Source organism: Arthrobacter sp. BI5 (assembly GCF_056680065.1).
Genome location: NZ_CM155264.1, coordinates 2264834 through 2280623 on the forward strand (window position 1 = coordinate 2264834; position 15790 = coordinate 2280623).

Genomic DNA, 15790 nt, shown 5'->3' on the forward strand with positions numbered 1-15790 from the left:
GGGCTGGTAGGGTCTGCGCATGGATGAAAATTTGGGGAAGTTCATCGATGATTTCGCACAGCTGGTGCAGCTGGCCCAGGCAGGGCAGCACCGGGTGCCATCCGGGACACAGCTGCTGACGACGCTGAGTGACCACCTCGGCGTGCCGGCCGGGACGGTGGCCGTAGTGGTGGAGCAGATCCCGCCGCACCGGTTCGTGGATGCCGACATCCAGATGGCGGGACTCGCGGGCGAGGACCCGGAGCACCGGCTGGTGGGCATCGGCGGCGGCGACCAGCGCCACCATCATTCCCTGAGTGACATGCTGCAGCAGGCGCAGGTCTTTCCACAGTTCCCGCTTGCCCAGCCCGACTACGCCAACCTGGCCGTAGGCCCGGATGAGCTGCGGCAGGCCGTGGCGCTGGGGCTGTGGCTGTTCCACCACGGCGGCCGTCCGATCGCGGTGCTGCAGCGCGACGCCAACCCGCGCTACGGCCGGCAAACAGCGTCCCTGGAAGTCCTGGCCGGTGACACGGAGGCTGCTGCCAACTTCCTCGCCGAGTTCCGGCGCCGGATGCAGCACCACAGCATCTTGAAGGGGCAGGTGATCTCCCTGGTCATGGGCGAGTACGGCCCCAGTGCGGCGGGCGTGACCTTCCACGCCCGGCCGGCGCTGGCCGCGTCCGAGGTCATCCTGCCGGAAGGCCTGCTGCAGAAGGTGTCGGACCACGCCCTTGGCATTGCGGAGCACCGGGACACCCTCAACCGGTACGGGCAGCACCTCAAGCGCGGGATCCTGCTGTACGGGCCGCCCGGCACCGGAAAAACCCACACCGTGCGTTATCTGCTGAGCCGCAGCGACGGTGCCACCGCCATCCTGTTGTCCGGCGGGTCGCTTGCCCGGATCTCCGAGGCGGCCACCATGGCGAGGGCGCTGCAGCCGTCCATCGTCGTGCTGGAGGACTGTGATCTCATTGCCGAGGACCGGAGCTTCGGCCACGGCCCGCAGCCGCTGCTCTTCGAGGTGCTCGACGCGATGGACGGCCTGGCCAGTGACGCGGACGTCGCGTTCGTCCTCACCACCAACCGGGTGGACATGCTGGAGCGCGCGCTCGCGCAGCGCCCAGGGCGGGTTGACCTGGCGGTGGAGATTCCGCTGCCCGCGCAGGCGGAGCGGGTGGCGCTGCTCGAGCTGTATTCGCGCGGGATTCCCTTCGGAACGGCTGCACTTGAGGAGGCAGCGGGCCGTACCGAGGGCACCACCGCATCGTTCGCCCGCGAACTGATCCGGCGCGCCGTCGTCGCCGCCGCCCTGGAGGGCGTGCCCGTCGCGGACGGCCACCTCTTGGCTGCCGTGGCGGACCTGATGGCCGACGGCGAGGCGCTAACCCGGAGTTTACTCGGCAGCGGCGGGGGCGGCGCTGGTTTCGGCTCCGGCGGTGGGGGCGGTGGGGGCGGTGGGGGCGGCTTCGGAGGAGCCGGGCCGGCCGGCGGAGGCAGCTCCGGGGGCGGAGAAGCCGTTGGCGGAGGCGGCTCAGTCGCTTTCTCATAAGGCGAGGCGTTTCAGATTTGAGAATTGGCGGGTCTGCATGACCCCGTGCGAGGGCTCCAGCAGGAGCACACTTAGCAGCGGCTGAAGCCATTTCGGCCGGAACGACCAGTACCCGCTGACGACCACCCGGCTGCGCCCGTCAGCGGTGTCTTTGAGCTCAAAGCCCCAGAGCGAGTCGGTGAAGTGCCGCGGCCTTGTTCCTGCCGGGTCGAACGGACGCCCGCGCAGATCCAGTGACATGCGTAGACCCAGAAACCGCTCGTGATCCAGCGCCGCGATTTCCCACCACTGGCTGCCGTCCGGTTTGGCCGCAAGCCGGTCCCCGACGGCGATTTCCTGCCATTCCGGATGAATTGTCCTTGCGCTGCGGCGCCCGAAGTTATCCAGACGATCCCAGCTGTACCAGCCGGCCCGGTCGGTTCCCATCTGTACCAGCCAAGGCCACACCCGTGAGCGGGGTGCATCAATCGTCACAGCCATGGTCGCGCTACGGATACCGTCCGGAATGACTCCGGAACCCGAATAAGGTCCCTGAACTTCGTCGTCCGTAGCGCCGGCACGCAGCAAGCGCGGCCGCGCAAACGCCAGGTAGGCGGTGATACCGGCGGCAGCTCCCCCGGCCATGGCAAGTCGCCTCGATGTACGGTTTTTCATTGTTGGTTCTCCCCTTCAGGACTGAGGTGCTTCCGAAAGAACGCAAGGATCCGTCGGCGGGCGTCCTGGGCCGAGGGCTCGTGATAGCCCGCCGCGGCCAGTTTCGCGAGCAGCCTGTCTCCGAATGTCAGATCCGATTCTCGGTGCTGATTCAGGAATCCGTGTCCCGCCCCTGGGTAGGCCTTGATGTCATGGTCTATGCCGGCGGCAGTCAGCAACGGTTCCAGCCGTGCCGGCACTTTCCGCACTCCCGGCCAGCGGTCCTCGGCGCCATAGCTCGCAACGATCGGACACGCACGCGGCATCGCTCTCGCAGTTGCGTCGTCGAGTCCGCCGTAGTTCACGCTGGCCGCAGCGAAGTCATGATCCGGGGCGAGCATAAGGGCAAGGCCTCCGCCCATGCAGAAGCCGATCACTCCGACCCGGCCCGTGCAGTCGCCACGTGCCGCCAGCCATGCCCTGGCGAGATCAAGGTCGCCCAGCGGCCGCCAGCCCCGAATGAGGGACCACAGGCAGGCCGACCTGCTGCCCCAGTAGAACAAATCCGGTGCCACCGCGAGAAACCCTTCGCCGGCCAGCCATTCGGCCTGTTCCCGAGTGTCCCGGCTCAAGCCAAGCGCGTCATGGATGACGACGACGCCCGGCCAGGGCCCGGCGCCGGCCGGGATGGCGAGGTAAACAGGCATGTTCCCGCGGTCGGTGCCAATGCACGTCTCGGCCATGAGGGGGGCTCCCGGAAGGTTCGAACCAATCACGATGTGAATTACGGCTTACCAGTTGTGCCCCCGAGCACGGAAGATCCGTTGGACGCAGTCGTGAGTATAAGAATGGGCCGACTGATTTCGCGGCCGCGGAAATTGATGGAACCGGCCGCACTAGCGAGCGGAAAACCCACGGCCCCGGACAGGTTTGCCTGCTGGGTTTCAGCACCGCAATAAATGTCGGTGGCCGCTTCTAGTCTTGGGTTATGAAAAGCGGAGTGGCATTGCGTGCGGGGACGGGTGCGGGGAGGGGTGCGGACATCGGCGCGGCGGCGGTGGCGGCCGACGGCGCTGCCGTGTCCGGCGCTGCCGTGTCCGGCGCTGCTCCCCGCGCTCCACTGGCTCTCCTTGCCCGCGCCCGCGCTGTTCCTGCTTGTTGGTTGCGCAGTGTTTACCGTGTTTACGGTGCTTGTGGGTGCGCCCGGCACCGCCGGGGTTGGTTCGCTTTTCTGTCGGTGGCCTCATTTAGGCTGTGGGTATGAAAAGCGGGGCGGCTTTGAGTGCGGAGATCGGTGCGGCGGCGGCGGCCGTCGCGGCGTCTTCTGCTGCGTTGGCTGCCCTGATGGAGGGCATCGGTACCGGTGATGGGGCCGATCCGTTGCGTGAGGTGTCGGAGGCGTGCCTGGACGGGTTGGCGGAGGTGGCCCGCGCTGAGTCCCGGCTCGCGGCGTTGAAGGGTTTGCTGACCGCCGGCTACGTGCGCTCCTCCGAGGCCCTGGCGCGGCCGGCGGCGAACCTGCAGGACGCCACTGTCCAGGAGATGTCCACGGTCGCGGAAATCGCCTGCGTCCTCACGGTCAGCGAACGCAGCGCGGGGGCGCTGATCTGCGATTCCCTGGCCCTGACGGAGGTGCTGCCGCTGACCCTGGCGGCCTTGCAGGGCGGTGAGCTGTCGTGGCAGCACGCCCGGATCATGGTCGATGAGGCCGCGAACCTGGATGCGGCCGGGGCCGCGGCGCTGGAAGCGCATTTCCTGGACCCGGACGCGCCAAACCCGGCCCGCGGCTGCCCGGCAGGGGAACTGGTGCCGGGCCGGTTCCGGGCGAAAGCGCGCACCTGGCGCGAACGCCACCACCCGGTCAGCATCGAAGCACGGCACGTGAAAGGCGCGGCGGACCGGCGGCTCGAGTTCTGCCCGGACCGGGACGGCATGGCCTGGTTCCACGCGTACCTGCCCGCGCACACGGCCGCGGGAATCTGGGAACGGGCCACGACGGCGGCCCGGGCGCTGCAGGGCCCGGCCGAGACCCGGACCCTGGCCCAGCTCCGCGCCGACGTCGCCGCGGCCCTGCTCCTGACCAACAACCTCCCCGCCACCAGCACCCGCGGCGACGAGGACAATACCGGCGGGGACGGCACCGGCAAGGGCGCTGGCACCGGCAGCGCCGCCGTCACCGGCTCCGGCGACGGGGCAACCACCACGGGCGCCGGCGCCGACGCCGACGCGGACGCCATCGGCGGCGTGGGTGTTGGCTTGTCCGGGTGTGTGCCGGTTCCGCGGGCGCAGGTCCTCATCACCGTCCCGGTGCTGTCCCTGCTGGGTGTGACCGAGGAGCCGGCGGTGCTGGACGGGTACGGGCCGATCCCGCCCTCGATGGCCCGGCGCCTGGTCGCCGAGGGGGACGGGTCGTTCTACCGGGTCCTGACCGACCCGCGCAACGGGGCGCCGCTGGAGATCGGCCGGACCAGCTACCGGCTCCCCAAAGCGATGCGGCAATGGTTACGGCTGCGGGACGGGAAGTGCTCGTTCCCGGGCTGCAACAACCCGTCGCTGGATAACGAAGCGGACCACCTCCTGGCCTGGGCCGACGGCGGGGCCACCGGGATCAGCAACCTGGGCCAGCACTGCCGCAAACACCACGGCCTCAAACACACCACCGCCTGGACCCCCACCCCCGCCACCACCACCAAACCGCCGGGCTGGGTCTCACCCACAGGCCGCACCTACGCCAGCGAACAACAAGACTGGGAACCACCCCACTGGCCCGCTGACTTCCCCCTCACCGACAACATTCCGCCGCCGGGCAACACCACGGCCCCAGTTGAGCTGAACCAAGTCCTGTCGCCGGACCCCGGCGGCTACCCCGACCCGCATCCCGACCCGTATCCCGACCCGGGCCTTCCGGACGCCGGCGTGTATCCCGACCCGGGCCTTCCGGATGCCGGCGGGTACCTTGACACGGAACTGCCCCCGGACCCATTCCCGGACTGGTACCACTTCACCGCCCGGGACGAACCAACCGTAGTTCCCTTTCCGGACTGGGACGTGGTCGCGGCGGCGTAACGGCGCCGGCAGCCACCCGGGCTGCGAAGGCTTCCTCGCCTTCGCCATCTGGGACAGCCAACCTCGCCGCGGTGCAGGCAAGCTGATGCACGCGGACAGTGGCCGGGAAAATAAAAGCCACCGAGCCACATCCCCGTGAGGAAAACTTAGCCGTGCAGCTCGAACGCTTCGAGGAGTCGTCTAGCCGAGCTGCCCAGGTTCCACTCGGCGGCAAGAGCTTCGAGCTCGGCCCGGGCATCGCCAGTGACGGGCTGCAGCTCCGCACCCGCCTCTTCGAGCGTCGGCAATTTGAGGTCCCGGACGACCTTGACGACGTCGGGCGCGACCGAGAGATAGTCCGCGGCTGCCTCGAGCTTGGCACGGACGGACGATGACAGCGCGTTGCCCGCGTCAGTCGCTGCGGTGAGCAGGCCGCCAAGCGTGCCGTATTCGGCAAGCAGCGATGCGGCGGTCTTGTCGCCAATACCGGCCACTCCGGGCAGCCCGTCGGAGCTATCACCGCGAAGCGTCGCGTAATCGGCGTACTGCTCCGGCAGCACCCGGTACTTGCCGACAATGACCGCTTCGGTCACCACCTCGAGGTTCCTCATGCCGCGCGCGGTGTAGATCACCCGCACCTGCCGGGCGTCGTCGACGACCTGGAAGAGGTCGCGGTCCCCCGTCACCACGTCCACCGGGTGCCCGGCGTGGCTGGCGTAGGTGCCGACGACGTCGTCGGCCTCGTGTTCGGCAGCTCCGACGACGGCGATGCCCGCAAGACCGAGCACCCTGCGGATCATGGGGATCTGTGCGGTCAGCGCATCCGGCACCACTTCGACGTCGGGGCCGCCCGCTACGGCCTCGGCGACCCGATGCAACTTATAGCCCGGAAGCCGCTCGACCCGCCATTGCGGACGCCAGTCATCGTCCCAGCACGCGATGAGATGCGTCGCGTGGTAGTCGGTGGTGAGCCGCGCGATCATGTCGAGCAGGCCGCGAACGGCGTTCACCGGCGTGCCGTCGGCGCGGCGGATCGTGTCCGGGACGCCGTAAAAGGCACGGAAATACAACGACGCGGTATCTAGCAGCATCAGGCGCTGGGGCATAGCCGATCCTTGCATGGATAAATGCCCGTGTCAGCCGGAGGTGCGCGTCAGTCCCAGCCCAGGGCGGGGCGCAGCTCGCGGGAGATCGCCTCGAGCAGCCGGACATTGAAGTCCACGCCAAGCTGGTTCGGGACGGTGACGAGCAGGGTATCCGCCGCGGCCACGGCAGCGTCCCGGGCGAGCTCCTGCACCAGCTGTCCTGGTTCGCCGATGTAGCTGCGCCCGAACCTGGCCAACCCGCCGTCGAGGTACCCCACCTGATCCCGGGCATCCGCCTGGGCACGCAGCCCGAAGTAGTGCCGCGATTCGTCGTCGGTCAAGGGAATGATGCTGCGTGACACGGACACCCGCGGGGTGTGCGCGTGGCCGGCCGCCGTCCACGCCTCCCGGAAGCCGGCAATCTGCTCCGCTTGGAGCTGGTCGAAGGGAATGCCGGTGTCCTCCGTCAATAGGGTGGAAGACATCAGGTTCATGCCCTGCTGTCCTGTCCACCGCGCGGTGGCCCGGCTTCCCGCGCCCCACCAGATCCGCTCCGGGAGCGTTGCCGAGCGCGGCTGGATCGGGACCGGCCCGGCGTTCCCACCAAACTGCGGATTGGGGCGGGCAAGGCCGGCGCCGGAGATGGCGGTCCGGAAGCGCTCCGTGTGCCGCCGGGCCAGGTCCGCGTCGGACTCGCCCTGGGCCGGACGGTAACCGAACGCCTCGTACCCGGCCAGCACCGATTCGGGCGAACCACGGCTGATCCCCAACTGCAGCCGGCCGCCACTGATGAGGTCGACGGCGGCCGCCTGCTCAGCCATATAGAGCGGGTTTTCATACCGCATATCGATGACACCGGTGCCAAGCTCGATGCGGGATGTGCGGGCGGCAATCGCGGCGAGCAGCGGGAACGGGGACGCCTGCTGCTCGGCAAAGTGGTGGACGCGGAAGAACGCTCCGTCGACGCCGACTTCCTCCGCGGCCACGGCCAGGTCGATCGCCTGCAGAAGGGCCTCCCGTGCGGTGCGTACGCGGGAGCCGGGGACGTCACCCCAGTGGCCGAAGGAGAGAAAACCGATCCGTTTCATCAGAACTCACACTCTCACAAGGAACCAATACCCGGAAGCGGCAGGGGCCCGCCGGCGAAGGCTACGCATCTCTGAGCCTCCCAGCCGGGCCTCCCAGCCGGGCCTCTCAGCTGGGCCCCGCAGCGGGCAAGCTCAGCAGGGCACTCCGGCACTGGTCCTTCGGCGGAGTCCCGGCATATTCTGGGCTCAGTTTTTGGGCCTGATAGCTGGACAGAAAATGGCGACGAAAAGAAGAATCGGATTTCGGCTGGCCGCGGCCTTTCGTAGGGTCCTCGGGTTCTTGACAGTGAGCGCCCTCTGCGGTGTTCTGGCCGCCAGTCTGTTGGTCCCCGGCGTCGCGGCCGCGGGCGTTGCCGTCAGCAGATCAATCACCTTCTTCAACAACCTCCCGGGCGAACTGGCTGTTAATCCGCCGTCGCAGTCAACAAAATTGCTGAGCGCCGACGGGAAACTGATCGCCACCTTCTTCGCGGAGAACCGGGTCAGGGTCCCGCTGGACCAGATGTCTCCGTACATCAAGGACGCGATCGTCGCCATCGAGGACAGCCGCTTTTACGGGCATGCCGGCGTCGACCCGCAAGGGATTCTCCGGGCCCTCACCTCCAACCTGACCGGCGGCGGCAGGCAAGGCGCCTCCACCCTGACCCAGCAGTACGTTACGAACGTGATCAATGAGTCCCTGTTGTCGGCGGACCGGAGCAACCAGGTCGTCCTCAGCGGGCAGAAGAGCATCGGCGACAAGGTGCGCGAGATGAAGCTCGCCCTCGAGCTGGAGAAAAAGTACACCAAGGACCAGATCCTTGAGGGCTACCTCAACATCGTGTTCTTCAACCGGGACGCGTACGGCATTGAGGCCGCGGCCCGGCACTTCTTCAGCACCACCGCCAAAAACCTCACCCTGCCGCAGGCCGCCCTGCTCGCCGGGCTGGTCAACAGCCCCAGCTTCTACGACCCCGCCGTCCACCCGGACAACTCCACCGCGCGCCGCAACCAGGTCCTGGACAAGATGCTCAGCGAGAAAAAGATCACCAAAGCTGCCCACGACGCCGCCGTCGCCAGCGGCGTCAAGCTAAAAATCGCGACTGCAAAGCAGGGCTGCTCCGTGGCGGAGATGGCGCCGTACTTCTGCGACTACGTCTCCCACCTGATCCTCAACAACGCGGCGTACGGTGCCGACGCCATGGACCGGGAAAGAAGGCTGTACCGCGGCGGCCTGACCATCACCACCACCCTGGACAGCAGGCTGCAGGCGGCCGCGCAGGAACAGGTCAACGCCACGGCGGGCGCCAACCCGGACAAGTGGGGTGCATCGCTGGTAACCATCCGGCCGGGCTCGGGCCGGATCCTCGCCATGGCGCAAAACACCGTGTTCCTTCCCGCCCGCGGGAAGTTCGACACCCAGCTGAACTTCAACGTCGACGCCAAGGACGCCAACGGCAAGGACCTGAACGGCGCCGGCGGGTTCCAGCCAGGGTCCACGATGAAACCGTTCACGTTCGCGGAGTGGCTCAATGAGGGCAAGTCCATGGTCGCCGAGGTGGACGCTTCCCGGCGGAAATACCCGCTGGACTTCCCGTGGAAGTCCAGCTGCGGCAAGATCCTTGGGGCCTACAACTCGGCGGAGAGGGCCCTCGGCGCCGCTGACGACCTGCAGAACAACGATCTGGGCTACTACCGCAAGATGCCTGTCAACTACGGGCTCTACAACTCCATCAACACGGCGACCTTCGCTGAGGCCGCCCTGCTGGACTTCTGCGGGATCCAGAAGATGGTGGACGCAGTGGGCCTCCACAGCGGTGTGGACAACGCCCGGGTGAACATGCACCAGCTGGGCAACCTGCTCGGTGCCATCGGTGTGGCCCCGCTGCACCTGGCCAACGCGTTTGCCACCTTCGCGGCGGACGGCAAGTATTGCGCCCCGATTGCCATCACGGCCGTGACCGATGCGGCCGGACGGGAGCTGCCGGCCCAGGCCGCCAATTGCCGCAGCGCGGTCAAGCCCCAGGTCGCCCGCGGTGTGAACGCCGTGCTCCAGGACGTGCTGGAACGCGGGTCCGGGATCTACATCGAACCCAAGGTCCAGGACCGGGTGCCAGTGGCGGCCAAGACGGGCACCTCCAACAACAACGGGGCGACCTGGGTGGTCGGCTACACCACCGGCGTTGCCACCGCCTCCTTCTTCGGCGACACTTTGGGCGGACAGAAGCGGCCAGGCCAGAACGTCACCATCAACGGCAAGTTCTATCGGAACATCGACGGTTACATGCTGGCCGGCCCGCAGTGGGCGAAGTACATGCAGCAGGTGGCCCGGCTCTACCCTGCCGCACCTTTTCCGCCGCCGCCCAAGGCCATGACGAAGCCGCCCAAGCCGTGACCAGGACTTCACAACGGGAGGCTCTGCGCGGGCGCATCGCGGTCGTGACCGGTTCGACACGCGGGCTCGGGTTTGCCATGGCCAGGGCGTTGGGGATGCAGGGGGTGACCGTGGTCCTGGCGTCCAGATCCGGCGACGATGTGGACGCTGCCGTCGAGCGGTTGCGCGGGCAAGGGATCGCAGCGTCCGGACGCCGCTGCGACACCGCCGAGCTGGCCGATGTCGAGGCCCTCCGCGACGAGGCCCTAAGCCGCGGTTCGCTCGACATCTGGGTCAATAACGCCGGAATCTCCGGGGTCTTCGGACCCACAGCATCAACGCCCGTGGACGACTTCACGCGCGTTGTGCGTACAAACATATTCGGCACGTTTCACGGTTCCAGAGTCGCGTTGCCAGTGTTTCTCGGCCAAGGCCACGGCGACCTGGTGAACGTCTATGGCCAAGGCGACAATGGTCCGGTCGCACTGCAGAATGCTTACGCGTCGAGCAAGCGCTGGGTCCGGCAGTTCACCGAGACGCTGCGGCTTGAGACCAAAGGCACCGGGGTCCGGGTGCACGGAATGAATCCGGGCCTGGTGATGACGGACCTGCTGGGTCACATCACGTCCCAGCCCGGGTACGACCATCGGCTGGGCGCGTTGCAGGTGGTCGTCGGATTATGGGGGCAGACCGCCGACGACGCCGCACGCCCGCTCCTGGATCTCGTAACATCGGACGCTGCCGAGTTCCGGTATCTGACGAAGACCACCATGGTGACCCGTGGGGTGCGCAACGTGCTGGCCGGCCGGCTCCGCCGGGCGAGCCGCATGCCCCTCGAGGTCACGGTCCTGGACACGGACGGCCGCGGCTGACACCTGGGCAGCGCGCCGGGACTCAGTACGTGTAGAAGCCCTCGCCGGTGGCGACGCCGAGCTTGCCCTTGTCGATGTAGTGCTCCTTCAGGTACCCGGCGAACGCCTGCGAGCCGGCATCCGGCGAGGACGCAGCGATGTTGTACGCGGTGGCCAGGCCAACGACGTCGAATATTTGGAACGGCCCGCTGGGCGCTCCGGTGGCGATGCGCCACGTCTTGTCGATTGTTTCCGGGCTGGCAACGCCCTGCAGCAGGAGCCCGGCGGCCGCGTTCAGCAACGGGACCAGCAGGGAGTTCAGGACGTAGCCGGCCTTCTCCTTCTTGATTTCGATCGGCTCCAGCCCGCTGTTCCGCGCGAACTCGACGACGGCGTCGAACACTTGCGCGTCGGTGTCGCCGGTGCCCATCACCTCGGCGATGTTCTGCGCCCAGATGTTGTTGGCGTAATGGATGGCGAGGAAGCGGTCGGGACGTCCGGTGGACTCCTTGAGGTCGCTCGGCAGCAACGTGGACGAGTTGGTGGCGAAAATGGTCCTGGCCGGGGCCAGCTCCGCGAGCTTGCGGTAAAGGTCGCGCTTGAGCTGCAGCAGTTCGGGAACGGCCTCGATCACCAGGTCGGCGTCGGCGACGGCGTCCGCGAGGTCGTCGGTCAGGCGGAGGTTGCCGAGGGCGGACTCGGCTTTGCCGTCCGTGGCGCCGGCGATGTTCGCCGCCCGGTAGATGCCGGCGAGCTTGGCGAACCGGTCCCGCGCCTGCTCAAGGGCGTCGTCGTCGAGGTCATAGGCGGTGACAGCGAAGCCGTGGAAGGCGGCCTGGTAGGCGATCTGCGAGCCAAGCACTCCGGTGCCGAGCACGGTCACCGTCTTGATTGCGGGCATGGGAGTCCTTCCTTTGGGCGCGCGGGCGTTACCCGCGGCCGGGGTTGACGGACCCGTAGATGCTGCGGATCCAGATGGTTGACAACACGTCCAGGGCGCGGGACTCCGCGATGGCAGGACTCTCCTGGTTCAGGACCGCGGTGATCACCCGCTCGTTCATCAGGTTGAGGCTCACCGCCAGGTCGTGGGCGTCGATCCCCTCCGGGGCGGCCCCCCGGGCCTGTTCGGCGCGGATCACGTCGCTGGAGAAGTCGACCCATGACTCCATTGACTTGGACCAGAGCGCGCGCACCTCATTGTTGCGGGCCTGCGCCGCGATGGCGGCGGTGGCGACGCCGCGGTGGGCGACGAACACGTCGACGAACACTCCGATAGACCGGGTCCAGGCCTCCACGGGGTCACTTTCGAAGTCCCGCGGCAGCTCACCGACCCGGTGCTCCACCTCGGTGATCACCCGGTCCAGCAGGGCCAGCAGCACGTCATCCTTGGAGGAGAAGTAGAAATAAAAGGTGGGGCGCGAGATGCCCGCGCCGCGGGCCAGCTCCTCAATGGAGATCTCGTCGAAGGCCCGCTCGCCGAGGAGGGCCCCGGCGGTAATGAGGATCGCGTCCTGGCGTTCATCCCCCGAAACCCTTGCGGTGCGTCGTCCCCTTTGAGCCATGCCCCCATCCTAGCCCGCTTTCTCAACACCGTGTTGACTCTCTCAACTTTAAGTCGATAGTTTGGCCACATGAGCGAACACGTGGATGTGTTGATTGTCGGAGCAGGGCTGAGCGGCGTCGGTTTTGCGGCCCGGCTGCAGCGCGAACTCCCCGGAAAGAGTTTTACGATCCTGGAGTCCCGCGGGGCGGTCGGAGGCACTTGGGATCTCTTCCGGTACCCGGGCATCCGCTCCGACAGCGACATGTACACGCTCGGCTACTCGTTCCGGCCCTGGGCCGGCGCCAAGGCCATCGCCGACGGCGATTCGATCCGCGAATACGTCGAGGCGACCGTCGCGGACGAGGGCCTCGCGCCGCGGATCCGGCTGCACCACCGGGTGATCTCGGCCGACTGGTCCAGCGACACTGCGCTGTGGACGGTTACGGCCGTCACCACCGCCGACGGCGAATACCGGCAGGACGCTGCGGTATCCGGTCCGGATGCGACGGTGACCTTTACCTGCTCGTTCCTGTCGGTGTGCTCCGGCTACTACCGCTACGACGAGGGGTTCACCCCGGCCATCGAAGGGGCCGGCAGCTTCGCCGGAACGATCGTCCACCCGCAGCACTGGCCCGCCGACCTCGATTACGAGGGGAAACAGGTGGTCGTCGTCGGCAGCGGGGCCACCGCAGTGACCCTCGTGCCCTCCATGGCAACGTCGGCGGCCAAGGTCACCATGCTCCAGCGCTCCCCCACCTACATCGCCCCGGTGCCATCCCGGGACCACCTGGCCGACCGGCTCCGTGGCAAGCTGCCCGCGCAACTGGCATACGACGTCGTCCGGGCAAAGAACATCCTCTTCTCGATGTTTACCTACCAGCTCAGCCGGCGCCGGCCGGAAACCATGAAGGCCATCCTCCGCAAGTCAGCCGTCGCCAAACTGCCGGCGGGCTTCGCGGTGGACACGCACCTGGCACCGTCCTATGAACCCTGGGACCAGCGGCTCTGCGCGATCCCCAACGGGGACCTTTACCGCGCCATCAGCGCAGGCACTGCCGACATCGTGACCGACACCATCTCGCGGATCACCCCGCACGGCATTGACCTGGCCTCGGGCACATCGATCCCGGCCGACGTGATCGTCACGGCAACCGGACTGAACCTGCTCGTGATCGGCGGAATGAGCCTCACCGTGGACGGCGAGCCCGTGGACGTCGGCAAGACCCTTACATACAAAGGAATGATGCTCGACGGCGTGCCCAACTTTGCGCTCACGATTGGCTACACCAACGCTTCCTGGACCCTGAAGGCGGATCTGGTGGCGGGCTACATCTGCCGGCTGCTGAAGCACCTGGACCGCCGGAACCTGCAGTGGGTAGCGCCAAAAGCTCCCGCCGGCGTCGCGGACGCCGAACTGACGTCCCTGATCGATCTGAAGGCCGGCTACATCCTGCGCGACGCCGACCGGCTGCCCCGACAGGGCGCCGGCTCGCCCTGGCGGCTGCACCAGAACTACCTGCGCGACTTCGCCCTGCTCAGGGCCGGCCGGCTCACCGACCACGTCCGGTTCGGGCGGCGCGGGCAGCAGGTGCGGGCGTCCGGACGGGATACGACGGCGGCGGCTCCGGACCCGCTCGCGCTTCCCGGCTCCGGGCACGTCGACGTCGGCGGCACGCGCCTGCGCTACCGGAAGACCGGCAACGGAGAGCCGGTACTGCTCCTGCACGGCATCGGCCAGAGCCTCGAGGACTGGAACGAGCAGCATGAGCGGCTCGCGGCACGGTACACCGTCATCAGCGTGGACCTGCCCGGCTTCGCGTACTCGGACCGGCTCACCGGGCCGACGACGCTGGCCGCGCTGGCGGGAACGCTACCCGCCTTCCTCGACGCCGTGGGGGTACACGGGCCGCTTCCCGTGATGGGCAATTCGCTCGGCGGCGCCGTCGCCATGAAGCTCGCCGCCGATCACCCGCACCGCGTCTCCGCGCTGGTTCTGGCCAACAGCGCCGGGTTCGGCAAAGAGGTTGCGCTGGTGCTGCGCCTGCTCGCGGTCAGGCCGCTGGCGGCACTGCTCCTGCGCCCGGATCCGACGGCATCCCGCCGCACCGTCCAGTCGCTCTTCTACGATAAAACTCTGGTGACCGACGCTCGCATAGGCCATGCCTTTGCCTTGTCGCAACGGGCCGCCCACCGGCAAACGCTCGTTGACGTCGCCCGCGACCTGGGCACTATTTCCGGTGTCAGGGCCGAATGGCGCAGCAGCCTCCTCGGGGCCGTGGGGCAGATGGGCATCCCCACGCTGGTGGTCTGGGGCGACCACGACCACATCCTCCCGCACAGCCATCTGGCGGCGGCGACGGCGGCGTTGCCCCATGCCGAGGCGCATGTCTTTGCGAAGACGGGGCACATGCCGCAGATTGAACGTCCCGACAAGTTCGCCGAGGTGGTTGAGGGCTTCCTGTCCCGGGTTCCGGCAGGGCCGCGGACAGCAGTTCGCTGAGGGAGGCCGATCGCGGGCCGTGGGTCACCCGTGCGGGATCACAGGTCCGCCGGGTCACAGCTCAGAAATCGGCCTGTTTGACGAGGGCAACGAACTTGTCTTTGGTCTGCCCGGCTGTGGCGCCGGTCGGGGACAGCAGGATCTGCGCGGTGAAGATCGCCATGTTCCGGCCACGGGCCACCATCAGGGACATGATCGTGATCGGTACATCCCCGGCGGGCCGGAGGGACTTCGGTCCGGCAGGCTCCGACCGGACGATGAAGACTGCTCTGTCCCCGACATCCTGGATCTCCTCGCCGCCCGGCAGCCCGAACATCGATGACGCGCCGCCCGGATGGATTTCGGTGGAGAAGATCAGCGAGTCCGGTCCGGGCGTGCCCAGGGCGCCGAAGGTGTACCGGCAGTTGCCCTCGCCCGGAAGGACCTTCGCCTGGGTCCTCGCGCCGAACGCCTGCCTGACCTCTTCCGCGCTGACCAGGGCGCAGGCCGGGTTGTTGGTGGTGGTCTGGGGGCCGACGCGCGGCGCGGACGGAACGGTGAGCGGGCTGCCGTTGCCCCACCCGGCGTCGACGGCCGCATGGGCGAGCGCGCGGGCAGCGGCATTGCCATCCGGGACGGGGATTTCGGAAGACAGCGGCGGCATGGCCACAATGCGCAGGTCGAGGGACTCGTTGCCGCGGACCGCCTTGAGGACCGTGTTGGCCGATGCCCCGCCAGCCTCGCCGCGGAACCACCCGGTCCACTGGAAGCACGCGAAGTCGCCAATACCCTCAACTGGCGAGCAGTCCGGGGAATTCTTCGTCTCGGCGAGGTCGGCAGCCGATGCGGGTGAGGTCAGCGTGGCGGTGAGGGCGGCCAGGCCCTTCTCGGACTTGCTCATGTAGCCACACTGGTATGCGGGCTTCGCTGCCAGGTTGCCTGCCTGGACCTGCCCGGAGCCGGCAAGGCTCGGATCCACTGTGGCCGCTATCTCCGGCGTGATGAGGTCACAGGCCGGATTGCCCGACCCTGGCGTCGGCGACGACGACTGGGCTGACGGCGACGCACCCCCCGGCGCGCAGCCGCCGAGGAGAAGTGCAAGCGCCGCAGAAAGTGCAAGGCTTCTTCGAGGGGCATATATCCGTTCAGCGCACATGGTTCCCCAGCTCTTTCGAAAGCGCC

Annotated in this window: 12 protein-coding genes; 5 read left to right on the forward strand and 7 right to left on the reverse strand. The window is 67.9% G+C overall.

The features are described 5' to 3' along the window. Nucleotides 1-19 precede the first annotated feature (19 nt). Nucleotides 20-1531: an AAA family ATPase gene (locus tag AC1MED_RS10290; protein ID WP_479783203.1), complete on the forward strand. Its 1512-nt coding sequence runs from the start codon at nt 20-22 to the stop codon at nt 1529-1531. Here AC1MED_RS10290 and AC1MED_RS10295 read toward each other — a convergent pair. After that, on the reverse strand, nt 1526-2185 hold the full coding sequence (locus tag AC1MED_RS10295; RefSeq protein ID WP_479783204.1) for a hypothetical protein: 660 nt from the start codon (nt 2183-2185) through the stop codon (nt 1526-1528). The two genes, AC1MED_RS10290 and AC1MED_RS10295, sit on opposite strands and share 6 nt — an antisense overlap. Then, the gene (locus AC1MED_RS10300; RefSeq protein ID WP_479783205.1) at nt 2182-2871 is read right to left on the reverse strand and encodes a dienelactone hydrolase family protein; all 690 of its coding nucleotides are present in this window, start codon (nt 2869-2871) and stop codon (nt 2182-2184) included. Before AC1MED_RS10300 ends, AC1MED_RS10295 begins: the two co-directional genes overlap by 4 nt. 553 nt (nt 2872-3424) lie before the next feature. Here AC1MED_RS10300 and AC1MED_RS10305 point away from each other — a divergent pair. Beyond that, on the forward strand, nt 3425-5230 hold the full coding sequence (locus tag AC1MED_RS10305) for an HNH endonuclease signature motif containing protein (RefSeq protein WP_479783206.1): 1806 nt from the start codon (nt 3425-3427) through the stop codon (nt 5228-5230). Between the two features lie 146 nt (nt 5231-5376). Here the strand turns inward: AC1MED_RS10305 and AC1MED_RS10310 are convergent, their stop codons facing one another. Together AC1MED_RS10310 and AC1MED_RS10315 are read right to left on the reverse strand one after the other, a co-directional pair. Next, nucleotides 5377-6315: a 5'-3' exonuclease gene (locus AC1MED_RS10310; protein ID WP_479783207.1), complete on the reverse strand. Its 939-nt coding sequence runs from the start codon at nt 6313-6315 to the stop codon at nt 5377-5379. A 47-nt stretch (nt 6316-6362) separates the two neighbouring features. Next, on the reverse strand, nt 6363-7382 hold the full coding sequence (locus AC1MED_RS10315; protein ID WP_479783208.1) for an LLM class flavin-dependent oxidoreductase: 1020 nt from the start codon (nt 7380-7382) through the stop codon (nt 6363-6365). 217 nt (nt 7383-7599) lie between these two features. Between AC1MED_RS10315 and AC1MED_RS10320 the strand changes: the two genes are divergently transcribed. Together AC1MED_RS10320 and AC1MED_RS10325 are read left to right on the forward strand one after the other, a co-directional pair. Next, entirely contained in the window at nt 7600-9756 is a 2157-nt protein-coding gene (locus tag AC1MED_RS10320; RefSeq protein WP_479783209.1) for a transglycosylase domain-containing protein, read from the forward strand. Continuing rightward, the gene (locus AC1MED_RS10325; protein WP_479783210.1) at nt 9753-10607 is read left to right on the forward strand and encodes an SDR family oxidoreductase; all 855 of its coding nucleotides are present in this window, start codon (nt 9753-9755) and stop codon (nt 10605-10607) included. The genes AC1MED_RS10320 and AC1MED_RS10325 overlap by 4 nt, the downstream gene beginning before the upstream one ends. A 22-nt stretch (nt 10608-10629) precedes the next feature. Here the strand turns inward: AC1MED_RS10325 and AC1MED_RS10330 are convergent, their stop codons facing one another. Continuing rightward, nucleotides 10630-11487 carry a 3-hydroxyacyl-CoA dehydrogenase gene (locus AC1MED_RS10330; protein ID WP_479783211.1) on the reverse strand — a complete coding sequence of 286 codons (858 nt, stop codon included), beginning with the start codon at nt 11485-11487 and terminating at the stop codon, nt 10630-10632. 28 nt (nt 11488-11515) lie between these two features. Further along, on the reverse strand, nt 11516-12148 hold the full coding sequence (locus tag AC1MED_RS10335) for a TetR/AcrR family transcriptional regulator (protein WP_479783212.1): 633 nt from the start codon (nt 12146-12148) through the stop codon (nt 11516-11518). 69 nt (nt 12149-12217) lie between these two features. Between AC1MED_RS10335 and AC1MED_RS10340 the strand changes: the two genes are divergently transcribed. Beyond that, nucleotides 12218-14629, forward strand: a complete 2412-nt coding sequence (locus AC1MED_RS10340) for an alpha/beta fold hydrolase (RefSeq protein ID WP_479783213.1) — start codon at nt 12218-12220, stop codon at nt 14627-14629. A gap of 61 nt (nt 14630-14690) precedes the next feature. Here the strand turns inward: AC1MED_RS10340 and AC1MED_RS10345 are convergent, their stop codons facing one another. Then, nucleotides 14691-15509, reverse strand: coding sequence for a hypothetical protein (locus AC1MED_RS10345; RefSeq protein ID WP_479783214.1), 819 nt, complete (start codon nt 15507-15509; stop codon nt 14691-14693). Nucleotides 15510-15790: the final 281 nt, after the last annotated feature.